Genomic DNA, 22331 nt, shown 5'->3' with positions numbered 1-22331 from the left:
ACATGCCCATGCTGATCAATACCTTCAAGGCCCGGCTCAAGGCGAAGGAGCCGCAGATCGGTGTCTGGCTGGGGCTGGCCGATGCCTACTGTGCGGAGCTGGCCGCCAACGCTGGCTTCGACTGGCTGCTGATCGACGGCGAGCATGCGCCGAACGACCTGCGCAGCCTGCTCGGCCAGTTGCAGGCCGTCGCGCCGTATCCGGCGCAACCGATCATCCGTCCGGTGATCGGCGACGCCGCGCTGATCAAGCAGGTGCTGGACATCGGCGCCCAGACCCTTCTGGTACCGATGGTGGAAAGCGCGGAACAGGCACGCGAACTGGTTCGCGCCACCCGCTATCCGCCCAACGGCATTCGTGGGGTGGGCAGCGCCCTGGCACGAGCTTCGCGCTGGAACACGGTACCCGGCTACCTGGACAAGGCCGATGAACAGATGTGCCTGCTGGTGCAGATCGAAAACCGCGAAGGTCTGGCCAACCTCGATGAAATCGCGGCGGTCGAAGGCGTGGACGGGGTGTTCATCGGCCCGGCCGACCTGTCGGCATCGATGGGCCATCGCGGCAATCCGGGCCATCCGGAAGTCCAGGCGGCGATCGAGGACGCCATCCTGCGGGTGGGCAAGGCCGGCAAGGCGGCGGGGATCCTGAGTGCGGATGAGAAGCTGGCGCGGCGCTACCTGGAATTGGGCGCATTGTTCGTCGCGGTGGGTGTGGATACCACGGTGCTGATGCGTGGATTGCAGACGCTGGCGGGGCGTTTCAAGGAGACGGAGCAGCCTGCCACCTCGGGCGGTGGAGTCTACTGATCGACGGCTTTGCACGGCTATATCAGCCGTCACAGGCGAATGCTATCGTTTGGCTCACCTGCTGCCTTGGGAGACTGCGCCGGTGAGTCAAACAGCAAGCGTTCCGAAACCGTTGGACAGACGTCGTTTCAACAACCCACACCTGGCCATCAGGGCCGCCGGTGCCGATGCGGCACGCAAGGGCGGGAAGGTCTTTCATTGCCCCTACCAACACCCGGCAATGCAATCCTCGTGGCTCAAGGGTTTTTCCCAGGAGCAGCAGCTGGACCTGGATTTTCTCTAGCAGCCATTACCGTACAGCCCTTCTCGCGCCTGGCTCACAGCCCACCTGCATTGAGCCGGCCCGCTAGCGAACCAGAAAAACCCGAGCGATCAGCGCACGAGCCCTTTCGCCGTCAGCCTCGTACAGCCCCTGCAGAACGGACTGATCCGTGAGCCTGTGCAGGCGAAAATGGTTGTAGAACGCCTGCCCCAACCGCTGCCCGCCAAACTGCCCCTGCTCCCACAACGCCTGAAATGCCTCATGGCTGGCACGTTCCATTTCCAGCGGCGATGGAATTTTTCGGTTCATTTCCGTTCCATTTCAACAGGTGGGTCACCAGGGTGTTCATGACATCCAGGCCCGCCTACACAAAATCGACCCTCATGCGTCCATGAGAACTGTTCTCAGGTGTTTAGTGTCTATACTCACGCTACCCGTTGAATCATACCCTCCCTTGATCGCTGCACAGTCCACCAGGCACAAGACGTGAAGTATCCCGTACTGATTGCAGCGCTGTTTTGCCTGTTTGTCGGCAACTCCGCCCGGGCCGAGCGCTATGAACTCGTCACCGAGGAGTGGGCGCCGTACAACTACCTGGAGAACAACCAGCTCACCGGCATGGCCACGGAGATCGTGCGTGGCATCATGGCGCGCACCGGCGATCAGTTCCGCGTGACCATGGTGCCCAGCATGCGCGCCACCCTGTCCCTGCAACACCAGCCCAGAACCATCATGTTCTCGATGTTCCGGACTCCGGAGCGCGAGCCCTTGTACAAGTGGGTCGGCCCCATCGCCGAGGAGTCCATCCATGCCTACCAGTTGGCGACCACCCGGCAACCGGTGGACACGCTGGAGCAACTCAAGCAAGCGCCCCGCGTCACCACCCGGCATGCCGGCCTGATCCCCGACAAGCTGGAGGCGCAAGGCTTCCCGAACCTAGAGAAGAGTGCCACCGGGAGCCTGCAGCTCTATCGCATGTTGCTGGCCGGGCGTACCGAAGTCATCGCCGGCGACACCGACGCGGGCGTGGCCTATTACAGCCGCCAGTTGAACATCCCTCCCGGTGCCTTGCGACAGATCCCGGTTGAGCTTTACCACTCCTCGCTCTACATCGCCTTCAGTCTCGATTCCGACGACAAGGTGGTCGCCAACTGGGCCAATGCCCTGGAGCAGATGCGCCAATCGGGCGAACTGGAGCGAATCCAGAACCGTTATAAAGATCCCTTTGGGCCATGAGTCTTCTGGCCTAATGATCAACGGGCACATGGGAGTTTCCGCGCTCACAGCGCCAAACCTCAGTATTTACCCTGCCCCTCTCACTCAACAGCACGACCCATTCGCACTCAAGGAGGACCCCGCGCATGTTCGGCACCCTACTCGGCAAACTCTTCAACCGCCCCCTGACCGAAGAGGGATTCGCCCAGAAATTCATCCAGGCCGTGCGGCAGGCCGGCTACGGCGGCAACCTCGAATACGTGGCCGATGAGTTTCGCCTGCTGCACGGCGACGGCGGCTACTTCAACCTGCACAACGCCTTTCGCGATTACCAGAAGGCCGACAAGCCTCAAAAGGCCGCTGTACTCAATGGCTACGTGGCCACGCTGCTCAGTTCCAAGAACAAGACCCCGCAAACCTTCGAGCAGGTCCGCTCGACCTTACGGCCGGTCATTCGCAACCTGGGCATGCTCGAAGAAATACGCCTGCACCATGTCCGCAGCGAAGGTTGGGAGGCGCCCTACAGCGTGGTCCAGCGGCCCTTGGGCAAGGACTGCGTGATGCTGCTCGCCGTCGACTCGCCCGAGTCCACCGCCACCTTGACCAGGGGCCCCGAGGAGCACTGGGGCGTGGGCCTGGACGAAGCGTTGGCGATCGCCGTGGAGAACCTGCGTGAAACCACCCCGGAGGCTTTCGGCGAGATCATACCGGGGCTGTATGTCGGCCGCTGGGGCGACGGCTACGACATCAGCCGGGTACTGCTGCCGGATGTCCTGCAACGGGCTTCGATCAAGGGTCGCCCAGTGTTCATGATCCCGACCAACGACGTGCTGATGGTGACCGGTGACAAGGACGAACCAGGCATTGCGCAGATGGTCGAGGTCGCCTTCAAGGCGATGGAAAACGGTCGAGCCGTCTCGAGCCAGATCTATACCTACCAGGACCAGCACATCGTTCCCTTCCAGGCCCAGGACGAGGCACTCAAGGCGCGCCTCGCCACCCTGGAACACCTGCTGCTCCAGGGCACCTACCACACGCAGAAAGAGCTGCTCGACAAGATCCATGAGCAGCACAATGAGGACGTGTTCGTGGCGTCCTACATGCTCTACCAGCACTCGGAAGATGACAGCCGGACCTTCTCGATGTGCAGTTGGACGCAAAGCGTCGACAGCCTGCTGCCCAGAACGGACCGGGTGGTGCTGGTGGAACCGCAGGAGGATGGCAGCGCCAGGACCCAGGTGTTCGCATGGGATGAGCTGGAGTCCAAATTGGGCGGGCTGTTGAAGCCGGCCAGCGTCTACCCGCCACGGTACCGCACGAGGGGTTTTCCTAGCGAAGAGCAGTTGAAGGCGCTCACTGCGCTAGGTTGATGCCCAACGGATAGCCCGGCGCGGCGAGCCTGCCGGGCCTGTTCAAGCCCTTCATGAGCGTGGCTCAAGCGACACTCCCGATCACCAACCGTGCAAGCGTCCCCATTGCTCCAGGCTCCCCTCCTCGGTCAGCGCGTCATAACCGGGGAACTGGGCCCCTGTGGCACAGGCATGATTTGGCAGGATGCGCAGACGGGTTCCGATCGGATATCGCTCCACCACATCACACTCGACCGGGTCAAAGGCCGCGACACCGTGCTCCTGATTGGCACTGCGCAGCAGCAAACCGTCGATAGGCGTCCCTTCAGCGGTGCAGACCTGCCCATAGCCAAAATCCCGAGCCTGGGACTGGGTACCGCGGTCACGGCTCATCGCCATCCACCCCGAGTCGGTGATGATCCAGCCCTTCTCCGGCTGGTGGCCGATGACGGTGGTCAACACGCTCAGCGCCAGGTCGGCAATCGCGCAGACCCCGATGTTGTGCATGACCAGGTCGAAAAAGACGTAGACACCGGCACGCAATTCGGTGACACCGGACAGGTCCGTCGCACTCAATGCCGTGGGTGTGGAGCCCACGCTCACTTCAGGGCATGGCAACCCCACTGCACGAATGGCCTGCGCCGCCGCCACGCACTCATGACGCTCGACCTCGGCAAGCGCCTGCAAGGCTTGTGGGGTGTCGAGCTTGTAGCTTTCTCCGGCATGGGTCATGACCCCCAGCAAGGTCACACCGCCACCTTGCAAGACCGTGGCAATGTCTATCAAGACCGGATCGTCGCTGCGCACACCCGAACGATGATGATCACTGTCGATTTCGATGTAGACCTCGAAGCTGGCACGGTGGCTACGGGCGAAGTCCATGATGGCCTGGGCGCCCACCACGCTGTCGGTGATGATTTTCAGCGAGCAGCCACGGCGGCGGAGCTCCCAGGCCTGGTGGAGCTTGGTCGGGGCCATGGCCACGGCGTAGAGAATGTCGGTAATGCCGCCTGCGAAAAAGACCTCGGCTTCCTTGAGGGTCGACACGGTGATCCCGCTCGCTCCAGCGGCGATCTGGGCCTGCACCACCGGCAGGCACTTGGAGGTTTTGACGTGGGGCCGCAAACGCACGCCCAACTTGTTCGCCTGGGCCTGCATGCGCGCGATGTTTCGCTGCATACGGGCCACATCGATGATGGCGGCGGGGGTGTTCAAGCTGTCGAACGGGGCGCTCATGGTTGTTCTCCTATGGGAGGGTTGGCGCTGAACACTAATACAGCCATCCGTCTCCTTGGTTAACGCTCACTGATCCATACGTTAAGCTCAGCTACATGATCAGTATCCCCGACCTTCAATTGATGACCGCTATCGCCCGCTCCCGATCGCTCAGCGAAGCGGCGCGCAACCTGCAGGTCACCCCGCCTGCACTCTCCATGCGCCTGCGCAAGCTCGAGGCGGACCTGGGGGTACGCCTGGCGAATCGTGACGCCCGCTGCCTGAGGCTGACCGAGGAAGGTGAACGGCTGGCGCAGGAAGGTTTGCAGGTGCTTCAGCAACTGGAAGACCTGTCGGACTCGATGGCATCACCCGATGGCGAGCTCAGGGGGCACATCCGACTGGCAGCCCCTTTCGGCTTCGGCCGACTGCGCATCGCTCCACTGATCGCGCGCTTTGCCAAACTGCATCCGCTGCTGACGCTCGAACTCGATCTGCGCGAGGCCCCCTGGGCCGGTCGGCAGCACTGCGATGCCGTGATCCACATCGGCCCCATCAGCGACAACTCCTGGACGGCGCGGATCCTGGCCAGCAATGAGCGTTGGCTGTGTGCTTCGCCCGGCTATCTGAAACAGCACGGCATACCCCGACATCCCGATGAACTCGGCCGGCATCGTTGCATTTCGATCCGGGAAAACGATGAATTGGCGACAGTCTGGCAATTGCGCAAGGGCGGTCATGCCGCAGCCTTGCCCATCACTCCGGCCATGGTCACCAACGATGGCGGTGTGGCCCGCCGCTGGGCGGAACAGGACCTGGGGCTGGTATTGAGGTCGCAGTGGGATGTCGCCGACGCCCTGGCCAGCGGCTCATTGATCCGGGTGCTTGGCGACTGGCAGTTCGAGTCCGCACCGATCCTGCTGCTGGTTCCAACACGCAAGCAACGCTCTGGAAAACTCCAGGCCCTGTGCAGTTTTCTAGGCGATTCGCTGCGTACGGGCGACCAGCAAAGGCCTCCTACTCACACTCCAGGCTATACCCCACCCCATACACCGACCGGATCGGATCGATCCCCGGCGTGATCGCCGTCAATTTACGCCGCAGGTTCTTCACGTGGCTGTCCACCGTGCGGTCCGCGACCACGCGGTTGTCCTGGTAGATGTGATTCATCAGTTGATCGCGCGACAGCACCTGCCCCGGCCGCTCCGCCAGCGCGGCCAGCATGCGGAACTCCACCGGGGTCAGGTCCAGCGCCACGCCCCGGTAGCGTGCCTGGAAAGTCGGCGCATGCAGCTCCAGGCCAACGCTGATCTGCGGTGTCCCGCTGCGGCGCAGCACGGCCTTGACCCGCGCGACCAGCTCACGCGGGGAAAACGGCTTGCAGATGTAGTCGTCAGCGCCCAGTTCCAGGCCGAGCAGCCGATCGATCTCGTCGACCCGCGCGGTCATCATGATGATCGGCAGGCGGCTGAAACCGCGCAGTTCACGGCAGATGTCCAGGCCGTCGCGGCCGGGCAACATCAGGTCGAGCAGCATCAGGTCATAGGGTTGCTGGCGAACCGCCGGAACCACCGCCAGACCATCGGCCAGGTGTTCGACCTCGAAGCTGGCGGCGCGCAGATAGTCACCCACCAGCGCGGCGAGCTTGGGTTCATCTTCCACCAACAGAATCAGGCTCATGCCTCATCTCCCGCCACAGGCAGCTCCAGGCTCAACAACAGGCCGCCCATGTCGGAGGCCCTGGCACTGAGTTTGCCACCGTGCACGTCAGCGATGCCACGGCAGATCGCCAGGCCCAGACCCGTGCCGCCGCTGGCACGGTTGCGCGAGCGTTCGGCGCGGTAGAAGCGTTCGAACAGCCGCTCCAGCGAGGCCGCGTCCACGCCCGGCGCGCTGTCCTCGCATTGCACCAGCACGCAGTCGTCGTCTTGCAGGGCACGCAGTACGGTCTGGCCGCCCGCGTCGGTGTAGCGCCGGCTGTTTTCCAGCAGGTTGTGCAGCAACTGGCCCAGGCGCGACTCGTCGCCCATTACCCACAGCGACTGCGCCGGCAGTTCCAGGCGCAGCGCCAGGCCACACTCGGCAAAGCTGGCCCGAAAGGCTTCGGCCACCACCGGCAACAGTACCCGCAGATCGATGCGCTCGCGGCGGTAGGTCGGTCCGCCGACCTCGGCCAGGGACAGGTCGAACAGGTCGTCCACCAACTTGGTCAGTGCCCCGACCTCTCCCTGCAGCGACTTGAGCGCCTTGGTATTCAAGGGGCGGATGCCGTCCTCGAGGGCCTCCAGCTCGGCACGCATCACCGCCAGCGGCGTGCGCAGTTCGTGGGAGATGTCGGCCATGAAATCACGACGCATGCGCTCGTTGCTGGCCAGGGTCGCGGCCATCTGGTTGAAGTCCCCGGCCAGTTGCCCGGCCTCGTCCTGCGAGCGCACCGGCACCTGGATCGCATAGTCGCCGGCGGCCAGTTGATGAGTCGCGCGGGCGACTTCGCGGATCGGTCGCAGCAGTGCACGGCTGAGCCACCAGGCGATCACCGCGGTCGCCAGCAGGCAGGCCAGACCGATCAGCAGGCTGGAACGCAGTTGGTTGAGCTGGAAGCGCCGGTCACCAACGCTGGTCACCGACTGCAACGGCGCCAGGGCCATCCAGCCAACCACGCGCCCCTGGTACTGGATCGGTTTGAGCAACGCGTCGCCGACCGCCTGGTAGCCGATGATCGGTTTGCGCTGCTCGTCCAGCAGGGCAAAGCGCACGAAAGCGCCGGTAAGGTCGGAGACGGTCAGTTGACTGGGGTCGAAGGTCTTGTCCGAGCGGATGTCCTCGGGGCGCAGCAGCTCGAACCACCGGTCCTTGTCGAGGCGGATGAAGTCCCAGCCGCCATGGGCGGCGTAGGCCTGCTCGACCCGTGGCACGATGCGATCCATGCGCTCCTCGGCCTGCTGGTTGAGGTAGCCGAGAAAACCGTACTTGAGGCTCAGGTACGCAGCGAACACCATGCCCAGCACGGCGAAGGCGCAGACGGCGAGCATGGCCAGGAAGAACTTGCGGGAGAGGCTGACCTTCATGATGAGCGCCGGGACAATCGAAACTGCCGCCATTGAAACGCGGTGGCCCGGGGACAGCAAGGCGTGCCGGCCAATCTCCCAGATTTCTCCACATTGGCTGCACATTTGCCGAGCAGGCTGAGGACTGAAAACAACCTGGTCCGGAGTCCCTCGGATGCACCTCTTCTTCGCCATGCGTTCCCCCCTGGCCCGCGCCCTGTTGCTCAGCGCCGGGCTGATCGCCCTTGACGGTTGCCGCGACACTGCACCAACCGCCCCTGCCACGCCCGTGCAGGACGTCGCGGTGTACCACGTCACCAGCGCGCCGCAGGCGCTGAGCACCACCCTGCCCGGCCGGGCCAGCGCGCACCTGGTCGCGGAGATCCGTCCGCAGGTCGGCGGCATCCTGCTCAAGCGCCTGTTCACCGAAGGCGAAACGGTCAAGGCCGGCCAGGCCCTGTACCAGATCGACCCGCGAACCTACGAAGCCAGCGTCGCCCAGGCCGAAGCCACGGTCAGTTCGGCGCAGGCCACGCTCAAGGCCGCCGAACTCAAGGCCCGACGCGACGCGGATCTGGTGAAGATCGACGCCATCAGCGCCGAGGACAACGAAAGCGCCCAGTCCGCGCTGCTGCAGGCCCGCGCCAGCCTGCGGTCGGCCCAGGCCGCGCTGCGCACTGCGCGCATCAACCTGGGCTACACCCGCATCAACGCGCCGATCGCCGGCCGCACCGCCACCTCGTCGGTCACCCCGGGCGCACTGGTCACCGCCGAACAGACCACCGCCCTGACCACGGTGCAGCAACTGGACCCGATCTACGTCGACTTCACCCAGCCCAGCGCCACCCTGCTGCGCCTGAAGCGCGAGCTGGCCGAGGGCAAGCTCACCCCCGCCGACCAGAAGGATGCCACCCGCATCAGCCTGCAACTGGAAGACGGCAGCACCTATGCCCACGAGGGCACCCTGACCTTCAACGGCGTGAGCGTCGACGAGAGCACCGGCAGCGTGACCCTGCGCGCCCTCGTACCGAACCCGGACGGCCTGCTGCTGCCAGGCATGTACATCAAGGCGACGCTGCAGGAAGGCGTGCAACCGGACGCCATCCTTGTTCCGCAACAAGGCGTGAGCCGCGACGAGCGTGGCGGTGCCACGGCGCTGGTGGTGGTCGACGGCAAGGTCGAACAGCGCGAGCTGAGCCTGGCGCGTGCGGTGGGCAACCGCTGGTGGGTGAGCAAGGGGCTGGCGGTCGGCGACCAACTGATCGTCCAGGGCCTGCAGAAAGTCCGCGTCGGCCAGCAGGTGCGGGTCAGCGACGCCAACCTGACCGCGCGCAACGACCGCACTGACTGAGGCAGACACCCATGGCACGCTTTTTCATCGACCGACCGATCTTCGCCTGGGTCATCGCCATCCTGGTGATGCTCGGCGGAGTCCTGGCCATCTACCAGCTACCGCTGTCGCAGTACCCCAACATCGCGCCGCCGCAGATCACCCTGAACGCCACCTACACCGGCGCTTCAGCCAAGACCATGGAAGACTCGGTGACCCAGGTCATCGAGCAGCAGATGACCGGCCTGGACGGCCTGACCTACATGTCCTCCAGCAGCAGCTCGGCCGGCAGCGCCAGCATCACCCTGACCTTCGCCGCCGGTACCGACATCAACACCGCGCAGATGCTGGTGCAGACCAAGCTGGAGCAGGCCAAGGCGCGCCTGCCGGAAACCGTGCAGCAGCAAGGCATCGAGATCCGCAACTCGGCCAGCGACTTCCTGATCATCGTCTCGCTGATCTCGGACAACCCCCATGTCACCGCCCCGGACATCAGCGACTTCATCTCCAGCACCTTGTACGACCAGATCAGCCGTGTCAGCGGCGTCGGCCAGGTGACCACCCTGGGCTCCAGCTACGCCATGCGCATCTGGCTCGACCCGGCCAAGCTCAAGCAGTACGCGCTGATGCCCTCGGACGTGAGCAGCGCCCTCACCGCGCAGAATGTCGACACCTCCGCCGGCCAGCTCGGCGCCCTGCCCGCCCGTGCCGGCCAGCAACTCAATGCCACCATCAGCGCGCGCAGCAAGTTGCAGACCGCCGCGCAGTTCCGTGACCTGGTGCTCAAGTACGCCAGCAACGGCGCGGTGGTCACCCTCGCCGACGTCGCCCGGGTGGAACTGGGCAGCGAAAGCTACGACGTGATTGCCGAACACAACGGCCGCCCCACGGGCGGCCTGGCGGTCAGCCTGGCCAGCGGCGCCAACGCCCTCGAGGTGTCCCAGGCAGTGCAGGCCAAGCTCGCCGAGCTGGAGAAATTCTTCCCCAGCAAGCTGCAACTGCACAGCGAAGTGGCCTACAACACCGCACCCTTCGTGAAGATCTCCATCGAGGAAGTGGTCAAGACCCTGTTCGAGGCCATCGCCCTCGTCGTGCTGATCATGTACCTGTTCCTGCAGAACCTGCGCGCGACGCTGATCCCGGCCATCGCCGTGCCGGTGGTGCTGCTGGGCACCTTCGGCGTGCTGCAACTGATGGGCTATTCGATCAACACCTTGACGATGTTCGGCATGGTCCTGGCGATTGGCCTGCTGGTGGACGATGCCATCGTGGTGGTGGAAAACGTCGAGCGGATCATCGCCGAGCAAGGCCTGTCGCCACGGGAGGCCACCCGCCAGTCGATGCGCGAGATCAGCGGCGCACTGATCGGCATCGCCGTGGTGCTCTCGGCGGTGTTCGTGCCGATGGCCTTCTTCGGCGGCTCCACCGGGGTGATCTACCGACAGTTCTCGGTGACCATGGTCGCGGCCATGGCGCTGTCGGTACTGGTGGCCATGACCCTGACCCCGGCGCTGTGCGCGACGCTGCTCAAGCCACACGACCACGCCGGTGAGGAGCGTCGCGGCTTCTTTGGCTGGTTCAACCGCACCTTCGACCGTGGCTCGCGCACGTACCAGCGCAGTGTCGGCAGCGTGCTGGCACGTCCGCTGCGTGCGTTGCTGGTCTATGCGCTGGTGCTCGGCGGCGTGATGCTGATGTTCCAGAAACTGCCCACCGCGTTTCTCCCCGAGGAGGACCAGGGCATGCTGATGATGCAGGTGACCCTGCCGGTGGGTGGCACTGATGAGCAGTTGCAGGCGGTGACCCGTCAGGTGCAGGACTACATGCTCAAGCAGCCGGAGGTCGACTCGCTCCTCACCGTGCGCGGCCTGGGCAACGGCGGCAACGCCCAGAACGCAGGGCGAGGCTTCATCAAGCTCAAGGACTGGAGCGAGCGCCAGGGCCAGGCGCACGGCGCCTCGGCCATCGCGCGGCGGGCCAACATCGCGCTGTCGAAGATCCTCGACGCCAATGTCTTCGTCATCGCCCCGCCCGCCGTCCAGGGGCTGGGCCAGAGTTCCGGCTTCGACATCCAGTTGCAGGACCTGGCCGGCCTCGGCCATGCCGAACTGCTCAAGGCCCGCGACCAGTTCCTCCAGCTTGCCGCCCAGGACCCGCGCCTGGCCGTGGTCCGCGCCCAGGGCCTGGAGGATACGCCGCAACTCAACGTCGATATCGACGACCGCAAGGCCGGTGCCATGGGCGTGTCGGCCAGCGACATCAACAACACCCTCAGCGTGGCCATGGGCGGCAGCTACGTGAACGACTTCCTCGACGCCGGCCGCCTGAAGAAGGTCTACCTGCAGGGCGCCGCCGACAAACGCATGCAGGCCGAGGACATCGGCGACTGGTACGTGCGCAATTCGAGCAGTGCCATGGTGCCGCTGTCGGCCTTCACCAGCACCCGCTGGAGCAGCGCGTCGCCGTTGCTGGAGCGCTACAACGGCTTCGGCTCCTACGAACTGGTCGGCTCCCCGGCCCCCGGCGTCAGCTCCGGCGATGCCATGGCCGCCGTGGAAGCGATCATGACGAAGCTGCCCGAAGGCATCGGCTACGCCTGGACCGGCCAGTCCTACCAGGAGCGGCTGGCGGGCAACCAGGCGCCGTTGCTCTACGCCATCTCGATCCTGTTCGTGTTCCTCTGCCTGGCCGCACTGTATGAAAGCTGGTCGGTGCCGTTCGCGGTGATGCTGGTGGTACCGCTGGGCATTCTCGGCGCGCTGCTGCTGACCGGCGTGCGCGGACTGTCCAACGACGTCTATTTCCAGGTCGGCCTGCTGAACACTGTGGGCCTGGCGGCGAAGAACGCGATCCTGATCGTCGAATTCGCCAAGGACGGCTACGAGCGCGGCCAGGATCTGCTGAGCGCGACCCTGGAGGCCGTGCGCATTCGCCTGCGCCCGGTGCTGATGACCTCCCTGGCGTTCATCCTCGGCGTGCTGCCACTGGCCCTGAGCAGCGGTGCCGGTTCGGCCGGCCGCCAGGCGATCGGCACCGGTGTGCTGGGGGGCATGCTCGCCGCCACGCTGCTCGGCCTGTTCTTCATCCCGCTGTTCTACGTGCTGGTGCAACGCCTGGCGGCGCGTCGCGCTGCTGCCAACCCGGCCACCGCCGAAGGAGAAATCTGATGCGTTTCGCCCCTCTCCCCCTGCTGCTGGCGATGGTGCTGGGTGGCTGCGTGAACCTCGCCCCGGACTACCAGCGCCCCGAGGCGCCGGTGGCCGAGCAATGGTCCAGCGCCACCCCGGCCGGCCAGGCCAACGCCGATATCGCCTGGCGCGAGCTGTTTGTCGACAGCCGCCTGCGCGACACGGTGGCCCGCGCCCTGGCCAACAACCGCGACCTGCGGGTGGCCGCGCTGAACGTCGAATACCAGCAGGCGCAGTACCGCATCCAGCGCGCGGCGCTGCTGCCGGCAGTCTCGGCCACGGCCAGCGGCACGCGCCAGCGCGCGCTGGCCGACAGCAGCACCACGACCAGCAGCCAATACAGCGTCGGCCTGGGCATCAGCAGCTACGAGCTGGACCTGTTCGGGCGCCTGGGCAACCTCAAGGACGCCGCGCTGGAGAACTACCTGTCCCTGGAGCAGACCCGCCGCAGCACGCAGATCAGCCTGGTGGCGCAAGTCGCCAGCACCTGGATGACCCTGGCCGCCGACCAGCAGTTGCTGACCCTGACCCGCAACACCTACGCCAGCCAGCAGAAGACCTACGCGCTGGTGCGGCAGAGCCATGGCCTGGGTGGCGAATCCGGGCTGAGCCTGGCGCAGTCGCTGAGCACCGTGGAGTCGGCGCGGGCCAACGTGGCGAACTACGAAAGCCAGGTCGAGCAGGACCGCAACGCCCTGGAGCTGCTGGTGGGCGAGCGGCTGGACGACGCCCTGCTGCCCGGCGATGCGCAGCTCGACGCCGCGCTGCTGGTCAACGTACCGTCCGGCCTGCCGTCGACGCTGCTGCAACGCCGTCCCGATGTACTGGCGGCCGAGCACACGCTCAAGTCCGCCAGTGCCGACATCGGCGCCGCCCGTGCGGCGTTCTTCCCCAGCGTGACCCTGACCGCCAGCGGCGGCAGCGCCAGCAGCGAATTGTCCGGGTTGTTCAAGTCCGGCAGTCGCGCCTGGAGCTTCGCCCCGTCGATCAATCTGCCGATCTTCAACGCCGGCAGCAACCGCGCCAGCCTCGACGCGGCGAAGATCGCCCGCGACATCGACGTGGCCCAGTATGAGAAGACCCTGCAGAGCGCCTTCAGTGAAGTCGCCGACGCCCTTTCGGTGCGCAGCCACATCAACGAACAGCTGGACGCCCAGCGCAGCCTCACCCAGGCCACCGACAAGAGCTACAACCTGTCGCTGGCGCTGTACAGGCAGGGTTCCAAGAGCTTCCTCGACGTGCTCGACGCCCAGCGTTCGCTGTATTCGGCGCAGCAGACCCTGATCAGCCTGGAGCTGTCCGAGCAGGTCAACCGGGTGACGCTGTACAAGACGCTGGGGGGTGGCTGGAAGGATTGAGGAGCCACGCCGTTGCCCCCGGATCCGGAACGTAACGGCGTGAGGCTCGCACTTGAGACAGGGGGTGGTCAGCGGGCGTCTTCGACCACAGGTTCGGCCGATCGCCCGGCCAGGGTGCTCAGGTACAGCGACAGGACGAAGCCGCTTGCAGCGTTCAGTGCCACGTCAACCGGGGCGCCCTGAACATCGTCCGGGATCAGTTGCCCGCTGGTGTCCTGCTCTTCGTTCAGTTCCTGCTCCACCCGCAGCTTGTAGGGCTTGAATGTGATCAGTTGCGGATCGGTGATGGCGACAGCCGCCAGTGGGTCCCAGAAATACAGGTAGGTGCCGATGCCGGGGGCAATGGTCGAGCTTCCCAGCACCTGCTTGAGAAATTGGGCAACCGGGTCGTTGATCTGGGAAAGCTGGCGCACGAAGTCCTGGGTGATGGGAATCGCATTGGAGGCATTGAGCGCCACCAGTTGCACGGGAATCCCGCTGTCGAAGACCAGTTGGGCGCCCAGTGGGTCCAGAAAGATGTTCCATTCGGCCACATCGTTGGTGTAGTACGGTGTGGCCCCCAACGCGTCCTTGATGTTGCCGCCCGCACCGGGCTTGACGTATTGCGGCAGCAGGTTGCCGCCCATCACCACGATGCGCTCGACCTTGCTGCGCAAGAGTCTCTGCAAGACCGCGTCCGTCCTGGCCTGCCGGAACAGATGGCCCCAGGTCGTGCCGCCGCCGATCAGCAGCACGGTGAACTTGTGGTCAGCGCTTTCCAGAGTTTCCCTGATGAACGCCACCGCGCCGGTGCGCGTCGGGTTGGCATTCTTGCGGGGAAATGCGGCGTCGTAATGTTGATCCGCCGCCTGGCGTGTATCGAAGGCGAAGGTGTTGCTGTACAGCAGCGGACGCTGGAAGCCCGCCACGACCGGCGTCTGCTCGATGGTCCTGTCATTGAACAGCGTGAGGAAGTTGTTCATGTTTTCCACGCCATGACTCAGGTGAACAGCCCCCACTCCGGTCACGGTGATGCCTTCAACCTTGATCGCATGGTGCTTGAGCAAATACGAGATGGCCATGTAGTCGTCGAAATCGACATCGGTATCCACGAGCACATGTGTAAGGGGTTGCGCAGACATATCCTTAGCCCTCCTGGCTGAATAACGCATTACAAACGATCCTGCTGCCCAGGCGTTCGGATGGCCTGTGGTGACTTGATCAGAGAACCCTTGACGGACCCGGCGCACCGGATCCGCCATGCGACCTGCCTCAGGGGCATTCGCAAGTCGACGGACCGAACACCGGTCCGCTGCACGGATCCTTGGACGGGCCGAACACCGGGCAGGCGGCCTGGGCAGTCAGAGAGACGCCACAGAGCAGGAACACGGCCAACAGTACTTTCTTCATTTGCAACCTCCTAAGGTTAATAATCGAACGCTCCCTGTCCCTGATCGAGGGTACAGTCGGTCCTCACGGACACTCGCAGACGATCGCTCCCGGCAGCGGCCCCACACAGGGATCCCCTCCCGACACTCGTCGACGAGCCGCCGGAGAGTAAAGATCAGCTCTGTCAAACGCGCCAGTGTGGTGGACGGCCGCAGGTCCGATGCAGATCGAAGAACCCCGGGCAACCGAAAGATCGCTATTTTTCACCCAGGGCATGGCGTTTTTACGGAAGTCGCCTACACCTGTAGCAAGGAAGAACGGCACGCGATCGACAAGGAGTCGATAGGCAATTCCCCCTCGCATCCGCTGCGCACAATCCGTCTCCCCCCCTTTTTCCGCATTTCCGGCAATTGCCGGGGATTGAACTCGTTTGTCCGGCACTGCCGAGGAGGTGAACCGCCCCATACCCTGCTGACCCGTGAAGCCCGTCTCGATGGCCAAACCGAGACCCAGACCAAGAAAAAAAAGGAAAGCCCGGCGAAGCACGAGCACAGGCTCGAACCGCGCCCGGCGTATTCCCCATCAAGGAGATAAGCGATGAACCAGCACCACACAACACTCACTGGATTGGCGGTGGCGGCCGCCTTGTTCAGCGTCGCGGCACAGGCCGGGACCTACCCCGACTACGGCTATGCGCCGCCGGACAGCTATACCGGCCCCAAATTCGTGCTCAGCCAGAACTACCCCACCCAGCCGCCCACCGGCTCGCCGCCAGCGTTCTTCAAGAAACTGCCGGCCAAGCCGGACAACAACTTCGAAACCTGGCGCGTCTACATGAACGAGGTGAAGAACTACTGCCTGGAGGGCAACATCGAGGTCAATTGGAACGTGCAGAAGAACAAGGTGCGCCAGTGGTACCACATGCCGTGGCAGCACTATGGCCCGCTGGGGCGTGAGGGCATCCATGGCCTGACCAAGGAAGCGCAGATCCAGGTCAAGCAACTGGCACCGACGCAGACCGCCACCGGCCAGACCTATGCCGTGGGCATCTACAACGACATTGGCGCCTACACCGTCGGCCAGGTCTGGAAAGACCCGCAGAACCCCGACCCGAGCTACACCTCGCAACCCAACAGCTTCCCCAACGGGACCGTGGTGTGCAAGGCGCTGTTCGCCGACATCGACCGCAGCACCGTGCCATTCCTCGCCAACCCGGTACTGTGGCAGGCCTATATCACCGACACCTTCAAGTCGACCAACCGTGTGGTCCGCGACGTCGCCCTGATCCAGATGGACATCGCCGTGCGCGACACGCGCATGAAAGACACCGGCTGGATCTTCGGCACCTTCCAGTACAACGGGGCCAAGACCGGCAAGGCCGGCTGGGACAACCTGGTACCGGTGGGGATCATGTGGGGCAACGACCCGCAGCAGACGGGCGATGACTTCACCAACAAGCAGCCGACCGTCACCAGGATCAACACCGCGCTGAAACAGACCGCCATCAACGCCAACACCCAGGAGCTGCCACCGACCCACCTGGGCTGGAACGGGCGCCTCAACGGCCCGGTGGACAACCCTGTCAGTTCCTGCCAGAGCTGCCACATGACGGCCGAGTCACCGCAAGTGGCGCTCATGAACCCCACATTCCAGAGTCCGGACAAGGTGCCACCGGTGGGTTCGCCTGAATGGATGAAGTGGTTCCAGAACATCCAGGCCGGTCATCCGTTCACGCCGGGCACCCAGAGCACGGACTTCAGCCTGCAGATGTCGAATGGGTTGGCGAACTTCTACGAGTGGAAGTGCGCCATGGGCGGGATCTATGCCAACGGCGGCAATGCCTGCACGAAAGTGGCCAGTCCCAAGCTGAAAATGCTCAAGTCCGACAGCGCGCCTCAACTGCCATTGCAGCGCGTGATTCGCGACCCGAGCCTGGAACAACTGCTCGAGTAACGGTGACCCAGCTCCGGGCAGCGGTTGCCCGGAGCTGGACTTGATTGAGCAAGCCTTCACGCGGTGCGCACGAGCCGAAGCCGTGCCCGTTTTCTCAACCGTTACGCTGCAACGCATCCAGTTCCTGCTGAGCATGTGCGGCCTGCCAATAGGCATTGAGCAACGCGTCAATTTCGTCGCAATCCAGCTTCCGGCCATTGCTCATCAGTCCCGCCGAATTAATGCGGATATGCGGTTGGGGACTCTTCAGCGCCAAGGCCTGGTTGCCGAACAACTGCCGTACGGCACGGTGGGTCGGCAATGGACTGCCGGGACGCAAGGTCAGCTTCTGCAGCGTCACCAAGCCCTCGTCCTTGACGAAGATGTCGACGACGTCCGCCAGATTGACCGGCGCACTGAGAGTGTCGACAAACAACTGGCGACGGGTCAGGCGCATGAATGCGTGTTGACCGGCATTGCGGTGCTGCCAGGTGACCAGCAGGAAAAGCAGAGCCAGGAACCCGCCACAGACCGCCACGCTGGTCTTGCCATGATATATGCCCAGGGCCAGCATGCCCAACGCAATCACCGTGAATAGCGGGCCGAGCACCTTGTAGCGGCCGCTGTTGGTGAACTCGGACTGCTCGGGTACACGCTCGATCAGCTGCTTGAGTTCGGCGATCGTCTGCTCGCGCTGAGCGGCGCTGAAGCGGTCGTACTCACCGCCGAGACTGGCCGACAGCTCGGGTTGTTGAGGAGTGGTCATCGGAGTCTCGCTCTCTTGGCTCATCACTTACGGTTTCTTGAGGTATTCGGTGAGAAACGCCTGAGCATCGCCGCGGCTGGACAGGTTCTCGTCATAACCGACGGTCAGGGCCTTGGCCTCGCCCGGCAGATACAGCTCACCCCAGCCTTCCTGGAGGATCAGCACGACGAACTTCTGGCCATCGACGGTGGTGGAATAGCGGGTGTCCTTGGCGGTCTTCTCCACGTTCATTTTCTGGATGCGCAGGTTCCAGTCGTGGTCCACGTCCTCCACTTGCACCAGGGCCTGGTTATCGCTGCGCTCACCGATGCGCAGGGTCCAGACCTTGACGCCCTGTTGGCCGGAATAGGCCATGACCTTATCCGCCACCTGCGGCCGGTCCTCGGCCTGGGCCAGGCCGGCCAGCAGGGCCAGCGTGGTGACGAACAGAAGCGCCCACTTGCGAAAATCGAGCATCGTTCAGGTTCCTTGAATGTCTTGGGGGCGACTATTGAAGTCCGCGCTCATTTCCCTGCCAACCGCAGTGACCGCCGCTCACAATAATGGCGCCCTCGATCACAAGCACTGACGCCACGCCCATGATCGCGTTAACATTCGTGACCATGTAGCCGAGCTTTCATGGAAACGCCGTGACGATGGAATGTTGGAATGCCTATCTGGATACGCAATTCTGCTTCGACCGCCCCGCGTCGCTGGCACACACCGGCGTGCTCGACCCCGCGATCGGCCAGGTGCTGGGCAGCGCCAGCGGGCACTATCGAGCGCGCACCGTGCGCCCGCAACTGCAGTACTTCGACTGCGACCTGCAGTTCCCCGAGCCCCTGCGCATCGACAAAGTACTGCCTGGCAGCCTGTGCATCGTGCAGGTGCTGCACGGGCAATGGCAGCATCGGGTCGACGGCCGGCTCAACCAATACACCATTGGTGCCCCGCATGTTTTGGGCCTGAGCGAGAGCATGGAAGCGGTGGACCAGTTGCCCGCCGGCAGCCATGCGCGGATGGCCGGGCTGCGTATCGCAGGCGACTACCTGCGGGAACTGGCCGAGGAAGACCCGACCCTGCAGCCGTTGCTGGGCTTGCTCGACAAGGGCATGCAGTTCTCGGCGCTCAATCGTTGCCGGGCGCTGGGGAGCCTGTTGGAGCGGCTTTATCATTCGCCATACGAAGGCGCGCTGGAACGCCTGCACCAGGAAAGCCTCAGCCTCGCCGTGCTGGTGGAACTGGCGGCGCACCTCAAGGACCAGGCGGCCGGGCCCAAACCGGTTACGCGCGGGCATCGGGACCTGGCGCATGAGGCGCGTCGGCAGTTGGATGCCCATCTGCTGGATCCACCTGGCAGCCTGGCGTTGGCACAGCAGTTGGGGGTGGGAGAAACCACCTTGCGCCGGGCATTCGGGCAGCTGTTTGGGCAGTCGATGCTGGAATATGTGCGGCAACAGCGGATGGAGTTGGCGCGGACGCTGTTGCGGCAGAAGAAATGGCAGGTGGCACAGATTGCGTATCGGTTGGGGTATGCCAATCCGGCGAATTTCAATCACGCGTACAAGGCGTATTTTGGATATGCGCCGGGGGCGGAGTGACTGAAATAGCAGCACACCGAAAACCCTGTTACTCCACTCAAGCCGAAGAAACGATAAACCCCAAGAGCTCAAGAGCTGACCTCAACTCTCTAGAGTCGAGAGACTTCAGCAAGGAAGAGCCGCCGTCCACCCTGCCAACAACCTGGGGCATACCCGCATCACTTCGCGACGGCGACGATCTCCACGTTCTGCGCCGCCTGGTAGAGAATCTGCCCAACCAGATCGACCTCCGCTTCGCTGATGATCAGTGGCGGCAGGAAGCGAACGGTTGCGCCATGCCGGCCGCCCAGTTCGACGATCAGGCCACGCTCCAGACAGGCACGTTGTAGCTTGCGCGCCCGCTCGCCATCGGCAGCAGGCTGGCACAGGGCATCCTGGCGGGCGGGATCGATGATCTCCATGCCCAGCATCAGGCCACGGCCACGCACGTCGCCGATCCAGTCGAACTCGGCCTGCAGCCCATGCAGCAGCGTCTGCAAGCGTGCTCCGACGTTGCGCACATGACTGCAGATGCCTTCGCGCTGAATAAAGCGCAAGGTCGCATCGCCAGCGGCCATGGCCAGTTGATTACCTCGGAAAGTGCCGGCATGGGCCCCAGGCTGCCATTGATCCAGCTCGCCACGGTAGACCACCACCGACAGCGGCAGACCGCCGCCGATGGCCTTCGACAGCGTCACCACATCGGGAGTGATAGCGCTGCGCTCGAAGGCGAACAGATCGCCGGTACGCCCGATACCACATTGAATCTCGTCGAGGATCAGGGGAACACCGTGCTCACGGGTGATCGCCCGCAGCCCTTGCAGCCAGCGATCAGGAGCGGGAATCACACCGCCCTCGCCCTGCACCGTTTCCAGGATCATGGCCGCCGGCTGGGTCACGCCGCTTTCCGGGTCGGCGAGCAGGTGATGGATGTAGTGCAGGCTGGCGCTGATCGCCTGCTCGCCGCGCAAGCCGAAGGGGCAACGGTAGTCATGTGGATACGGTAGGAATTGCACCCCCGCCAGCAGCCCGCCCAGGGCATTTTTCGGCCCCAGGTTGCCGCTCACGGACAGCGTGCCAAGGGTCATGCCGTGATAGGCGCCATGGAACGCCAGGATGCTCTGCCGCCCGGTTGCCGTGCGCGACAGCTTGAGCGCCGCCTCCACCGCGTCCGCCCCTGTCGGGCCGCAGAACTGGATGCGCGCATCCCTGGCGAAGTCGCCAGGCAGCAGCTCGAAGACCGTCTCCACGAAGGCATCCTTGATCGGCGTACTCAGATCGAGGGCATGCAGCGGTATGCCCGAGGCCAGGGTCTTCTGGATCGCCTCCACGATCACCGGGTGATTGTGCCCCAGCGCCAGGGTACCGGCACCGGCCAGGCAATCGATGTACACCTGCCCTCGCGAGTCCTCCACATACACCCCCTGCGCCCCCTTGAGCTCCAGCGGTAGGCGCCGCGGGTAGCTGCGCGCATTCGACTCGCGCTGCATTTGCCGCTGCAATGCCGGTGTGCTGTCCAGGCAGTAGCGCTGGCTGAGCCCGCTGTGCCGGTGCTGGAGTTCGAGCGTGGTGTTGGTGATCGGGGTGATCGCATTCATGAGTGCATCCTTGTGTCGCATGGATAGCTCGTACAGCGGCGGCGCGGGTGGTGGCTACCGCTCGGCAATACGGAAAACCAGGGGCTGGTGCCCTATGCATCAGCCGTGATTCTGGGCCTGCATGGCTTGACGCAGGCTCAAAGGCCGCATATCGGTCCAGACCGACTCGATATAGGCCAGGCAATCCTCCTTGCTGCCCTGCTTGCCGGCCGCGCGCCAGCCTTGCGGTACCTCCTTGTACTCGGGCCAGAGGGAATACTGCTCTTCCTCGTTGACCACAACCAAAAATCGCGTTTCAGGACTGTCCAGACTCATGTTCCACTCCATTTCCACTGAAGATGCGAATGCTCGTAGGGTAGCTTGAGCTTTGCATACGAGAGACCGTAGGATAATATAGTTAATAACAATTATCATTAAACATTGGCAGACTGGGCTTACATTCTTGGGTGTTTTAGACAGGTTCGCCTGCCTGCACCCGGTTTGTTTATACTGATCGCCGCCAGTGATAACGAGTCTCGCCAGCAAGCGCCTCAGTATGTCTCGACCCACAGCCGTCCTTAACAAGCATTGCGCACTGCCGCCTGACGGTGACACGGGGCCGCGAGGATGATCGCCAGTCTCGCCCCGCTGTTCAGCGGCCCGCTGGCGGACTATGGGGAAAACCTGCAACTGGCCAGTGATCAACAGCAGGCGATTGCCGGCTCGCAACTGTTTCAGCCGGACTATTTCGCCGAGTTCATTCGTGATCTGGCAGCCCGCCATGGCAGCGACGATATCATCGCGCTGACCTCTATCTGGTCAAAATGGTATTTCTGCTTCATAGCCCCCGCCGTGGCCGCCAGCTTGCTCTTGCAGCGCGAGCTGCCTATCGCCCTCAGCGATGTCGGCATCGCCCTCTCGGCAGCGGGAAAGCCGCTTGGTCTGCACCTGCCCCACGAAGGCAGCGTTCTACCACCCTGCGCGCCCTTCGCGCGCTTCGATGCCTTGATCGAGCGGCATCTGAAACCGGTGATCGAGGTCATGGCCAGCGTCTCGAAAGCCTCGCCACGACTGTTCTGGAGCAACGCCGGCAACCTCTTCGAATTCGCCACTCGCCAGATCGAACTGCATCGACTGGCCACATTCGATTGCGCAGCCCCGGCCAGAGCCGTGCTGGAAAGCCGTCTGTGCCCCGATGGCCGGCGCAACCCGCTGTTCGCCCCGGTGTACTACAAGGACGTCGGCGCTAACGAACCGCAGCGGTTACGCCGTATCTGCTGCATTCGCTACCGCCTGCCCGGCATCGGCTATTGCAGCAGTTGCCCACTCGACCGCGACAAAACCCCCGAATAGCCGCTC

The 22331-nt window shown here is 64.0% G+C and carries 21 protein-coding genes; 11 read left to right on the top strand and 10 right to left on the bottom strand.

Translation table 11 applies throughout. The features are described 5' to 3' along the window. Nucleotides 1–2 precede the first annotated feature (2 nt). On the top strand, nucleotides 3–806 hold the full coding sequence (hpaI, locus tag K675_RS0116185; protein WP_026145245.1) for a 4-hydroxy-2-oxoheptanedioate aldolase: 804 nt from the start codon (nucleotides 3–5) through the stop codon (nucleotides 804–806). Nucleotides 807–888: 82 nt separating this feature from the next. Beyond that, nucleotides 889–1089, top strand: coding sequence for a CrpP family ICE-associated protein (locus K675_RS33030; RefSeq protein ID WP_026145244.1), 201 nt, complete (start codon nucleotides 889–891; stop codon nucleotides 1087–1089). A 63-nt stretch (nucleotides 1090–1152) separates the two neighbouring features. Here the strand turns inward: K675_RS33030 and K675_RS0116175 are convergent, their stop codons facing one another. After that, complete coding sequence (locus tag K675_RS0116175) at nucleotides 1153–1377, bottom strand: hypothetical protein (RefSeq protein ID WP_017904543.1); 225 nt, start codon at nucleotides 1375–1377, stop codon at nucleotides 1153–1155. Nucleotides 1378–1554: 177 nt separating this feature from the next. Here K675_RS0116175 and K675_RS0116170 point away from each other — a divergent pair, with 177 nt between their 5' ends. Further along, nucleotides 1555–2304 carry a substrate-binding periplasmic protein gene (locus K675_RS0116170; RefSeq protein ID WP_017904542.1) on the top strand — a complete coding sequence of 250 codons (750 nt, stop codon included), beginning with the start codon at nucleotides 1555–1557 and terminating at the stop codon, nucleotides 2302–2304. A 125-nt stretch (nucleotides 2305–2429) separates the two neighbouring features. Further along, nucleotides 2430–3653 carry a DUF1444 family protein gene (locus tag K675_RS0116165; protein ID WP_017904541.1) on the top strand — a complete coding sequence of 408 codons (1224 nt, stop codon included), beginning with the start codon at nucleotides 2430–2432 and terminating at the stop codon, nucleotides 3651–3653. Between the two features lie 81 nt (nucleotides 3654–3734). On the opposite strand, the gene K675_RS0116160 is transcribed toward K675_RS0116165, so the two are convergent. Further along, a complete protein-coding gene (locus tag K675_RS0116160) occupies nucleotides 3735–4868 on the bottom strand; it encodes a DSD1 family PLP-dependent enzyme (RefSeq protein WP_017904540.1) in 1134 nt (377 codons plus the stop codon). Nucleotides 4869–4963: 95 nt separating this feature from the next. Here K675_RS0116160 and K675_RS30865 point away from each other — a divergent pair, with 95 nt between their 5' ends. Continuing rightward, on the top strand, nucleotides 4964–5929 hold the full coding sequence (locus K675_RS30865; RefSeq protein WP_080635357.1) for a LysR family transcriptional regulator: 966 nt from the start codon (nucleotides 4964–4966) through the stop codon (nucleotides 5927–5929). On the opposite strand, the gene K675_RS0116150 is transcribed toward K675_RS30865, so the two are convergent. Together K675_RS0116150 and K675_RS0116145 are read right to left on the bottom strand one after the other, a co-directional pair. Then, nucleotides 5865–6527, bottom strand: a complete 663-nt coding sequence (locus tag K675_RS0116150) for a response regulator (protein WP_017904538.1) — start codon at nucleotides 6525–6527, stop codon at nucleotides 5865–5867. The genes K675_RS30865 and K675_RS0116150 overlap by 65 nt on opposite strands. Further along, a complete protein-coding gene (locus tag K675_RS0116145; RefSeq protein WP_017904537.1) occupies nucleotides 6524–7915 on the bottom strand; it encodes an ATP-binding protein in 1392 nt (463 codons plus the stop codon). Before K675_RS0116145 ends, K675_RS0116150 begins: the two co-directional genes overlap by 4 nt. A gap of 154 nt (nucleotides 7916–8069) precedes the next feature. On the opposite strand from K675_RS0116145, the gene K675_RS0116140 reads away from it, so the two are divergent. Genes K675_RS0116140 through K675_RS0116130 form a run of 3 tightly spaced genes read left to right on the top strand, consistent with a single transcriptional unit; the run spans nucleotide 8070 to nucleotide 13770 of the window. Then, a complete protein-coding gene (locus K675_RS0116140; protein ID WP_017904536.1) occupies nucleotides 8070–9245 on the top strand; it encodes an efflux RND transporter periplasmic adaptor subunit in 1176 nt (391 codons plus the stop codon). 11 nt (nucleotides 9246–9256) lie between these two features. After that, nucleotides 9257–12391, top strand: coding sequence for an efflux RND transporter permease subunit (locus K675_RS0116135; RefSeq protein WP_020481058.1), 3135 nt, complete (start codon nucleotides 9257–9259; stop codon nucleotides 12389–12391). Then, a complete protein-coding gene (locus tag K675_RS0116130; protein WP_017904534.1) occupies nucleotides 12391–13770 on the top strand; it encodes an efflux transporter outer membrane subunit in 1380 nt (459 codons plus the stop codon). The genes K675_RS0116135 and K675_RS0116130 overlap by 1 nt, the downstream gene beginning before the upstream one ends. 68 nt (nucleotides 13771–13838) lie before the next feature. Here the strand turns inward: K675_RS0116130 and K675_RS0116125 are convergent, their stop codons facing one another. Beyond that, nucleotides 13839–14891, bottom strand: a complete 1053-nt coding sequence (locus K675_RS0116125) for a nucleoside hydrolase (protein WP_026145241.1) — start codon at nucleotides 14889–14891, stop codon at nucleotides 13839–13841. Between the two features lie 130 nt (nucleotides 14892–15021). Then, nucleotides 15022–15159, bottom strand: coding sequence for a PA0050 family protein (locus K675_RS33385; protein ID WP_017904532.1), 138 nt, complete (start codon nucleotides 15157–15159; stop codon nucleotides 15022–15024). Nucleotides 15160–15735: 576 nt separating this feature from the next. Between K675_RS33385 and K675_RS0116115 the strand changes: the two genes are divergently transcribed. After that, nucleotides 15736–17091, top strand: coding sequence for a hypothetical protein (locus K675_RS0116115; protein ID WP_017904531.1), 1356 nt, complete (start codon nucleotides 15736–15738; stop codon nucleotides 17089–17091). Nucleotides 17092–17185: 94 nt separating this feature from the next. Here the strand turns inward: K675_RS0116115 and K675_RS0116110 are convergent, their stop codons facing one another. Then, nucleotides 17186–17836, bottom strand: coding sequence for a hypothetical protein (locus K675_RS0116110; RefSeq protein ID WP_026145240.1), 651 nt, complete (start codon nucleotides 17834–17836; stop codon nucleotides 17186–17188). Nucleotides 17837–17863: 27 nt separating this feature from the next. Continuing rightward, nucleotides 17864–18292 (bottom strand): hypothetical protein, encoded by a 429-nt coding sequence (locus tag K675_RS0116105; protein WP_017904529.1) that lies wholly within the window; start codon nucleotides 18290–18292, stop codon nucleotides 17864–17866. Nucleotides 18293–18471: 179 nt separating this feature from the next. Here K675_RS0116105 and K675_RS0116100 point away from each other — a divergent pair, with 179 nt between their 5' ends. Further along, nucleotides 18472–19416 carry a helix-turn-helix transcriptional regulator gene (locus tag K675_RS0116100; protein WP_017904528.1) on the top strand — a complete coding sequence of 315 codons (945 nt, stop codon included), beginning with the start codon at nucleotides 18472–18474 and terminating at the stop codon, nucleotides 19414–19416. 158 nt (nucleotides 19417–19574) lie between these two features. Here K675_RS0116100 and K675_RS0116095 read toward each other — a convergent pair whose 3' ends face one another. Both K675_RS0116095 and K675_RS0116090 read right to left on the bottom strand, forming a co-directional pair. Next, entirely contained in the window at nucleotides 19575–20993 is a 1419-nt protein-coding gene (locus K675_RS0116095) for a diaminobutyrate--2-oxoglutarate transaminase (protein ID WP_017904527.1), read from the bottom strand. Nucleotides 20994–21092: 99 nt separating this feature from the next. Then, nucleotides 21093–21308, bottom strand: coding sequence for an MbtH family protein (locus K675_RS0116090; protein WP_017904526.1), 216 nt, complete (start codon nucleotides 21306–21308; stop codon nucleotides 21093–21095). Nucleotides 21309–21599: 291 nt separating this feature from the next. Between K675_RS0116090 and fhuF the strand changes: the two genes are divergently transcribed. Continuing rightward, entirely contained in the window at nucleotides 21600–22325 is a 726-nt protein-coding gene (fhuF, locus tag K675_RS0116085) for a siderophore-iron reductase FhuF (protein WP_017904525.1), read from the top strand. Nucleotides 22326–22331: the final 6 nt, after the last annotated feature.

Source organism: Pseudomonas fuscovaginae SE-1 (assembly GCF_000364705.1).
Classification (GTDB): domain Bacteria; phylum Pseudomonadota; class Gammaproteobacteria; order Pseudomonadales; family Pseudomonadaceae; genus Aquipseudomonas; species Aquipseudomonas fuscovaginae_A.
The sequence above is the reverse complement of the archived record's forward strand: the minus strand, read 5'-3'. Positions and strand labels throughout refer to the sequence as shown.

Excerpts from the sequence above, each read along its gene's own strand:
- K675_RS0116100 (WP_017904528.1), top strand. The coding sequence starts at position 18,472 with ATGGAATGTTGGAATGCCTATCTGGATACGCAATTCTGCTTCGACCGC.
- K675_RS30865 (WP_080635357.1), top strand. The coding sequence starts at position 4,964 with ATGATCAGTATCCCCGACCTTCAATTGATGACCGCTATCGCCCGCTCC.
- K675_RS0116175 (WP_017904543.1), bottom strand. The coding sequence starts at position 1,377 with ATGAACCGAAAAATTCCATCGCCGCTGGAAATGGAACGTGCCAGCCAT.
- K675_RS0116130 (WP_017904534.1), top strand. The coding sequence starts at position 12,391 with ATGCGTTTCGCCCCTCTCCCCCTGCTGCTGGCGATGGTGCTGGGTGGC.
- K675_RS0116150 (WP_017904538.1), bottom strand. The coding sequence starts at position 6,527 with ATGAGCCTGATTCTGTTGGTGGAAGATGAACCCAAGCTCGCCGCGCTG.
- K675_RS0116090 (WP_017904526.1), bottom strand. The coding sequence starts at position 21,308 with ATGAGTCTGGACAGTCCTGAAACGCGATTTTTGGTTGTGGTCAACGAG.
- K675_RS33385 (WP_017904532.1), bottom strand. The coding sequence starts at position 15,159 with ATGAAGAAAGTACTGTTGGCCGTGTTCCTGCTCTGTGGCGTCTCTCTG.
- hpaI (WP_026145245.1), top strand. The coding sequence starts at position 3 with ATGCCCATGCTGATCAATACCTTCAAGGCCCGGCTCAAGGCGAAGGAG.
- K675_RS0116165 (WP_017904541.1), top strand. The coding sequence starts at position 2,430 with ATGTTCGGCACCCTACTCGGCAAACTCTTCAACCGCCCCCTGACCGAA.
- K675_RS0116160 (WP_017904540.1), bottom strand. The coding sequence starts at position 4,868 with ATGAGCGCCCCGTTCGACAGCTTGAACACCCCCGCCGCCATCATCGAT.
- K675_RS0116110 (WP_026145240.1), bottom strand. The coding sequence starts at position 17,836 with ATGACCACTCCTCAACAACCCGAGCTGTCGGCCAGTCTCGGCGGTGAG.
- K675_RS0116095 (WP_017904527.1), bottom strand. The coding sequence starts at position 20,993 with ATGAATGCGATCACCCCGATCACCAACACCACGCTCGAACTCCAGCAC.
- K675_RS0116125 (WP_026145241.1), bottom strand. The coding sequence starts at position 14,891 with ATGTCTGCGCAACCCCTTACACATGTGCTCGTGGATACCGATGTCGAT.
- K675_RS0116140 (WP_017904536.1), top strand. The coding sequence starts at position 8,070 with ATGCACCTCTTCTTCGCCATGCGTTCCCCCCTGGCCCGCGCCCTGTTG.
- K675_RS0116115 (WP_017904531.1), top strand. The coding sequence starts at position 15,736 with ATGAACCAGCACCACACAACACTCACTGGATTGGCGGTGGCGGCCGCC.
- K675_RS0116105 (WP_017904529.1), bottom strand. The coding sequence starts at position 18,292 with ATGCTCGATTTTCGCAAGTGGGCGCTTCTGTTCGTCACCACGCTGGCC.
- K675_RS0116135 (WP_020481058.1), top strand. The coding sequence starts at position 9,257 with ATGGCACGCTTTTTCATCGACCGACCGATCTTCGCCTGGGTCATCGCC.
- fhuF (WP_017904525.1), top strand. The coding sequence starts at position 21,600 with ATGATCGCCAGTCTCGCCCCGCTGTTCAGCGGCCCGCTGGCGGACTAT.
- K675_RS0116145 (WP_017904537.1), bottom strand. The coding sequence starts at position 7,915 with ATGAAGGTCAGCCTCTCCCGCAAGTTCTTCCTGGCCATGCTCGCCGTC.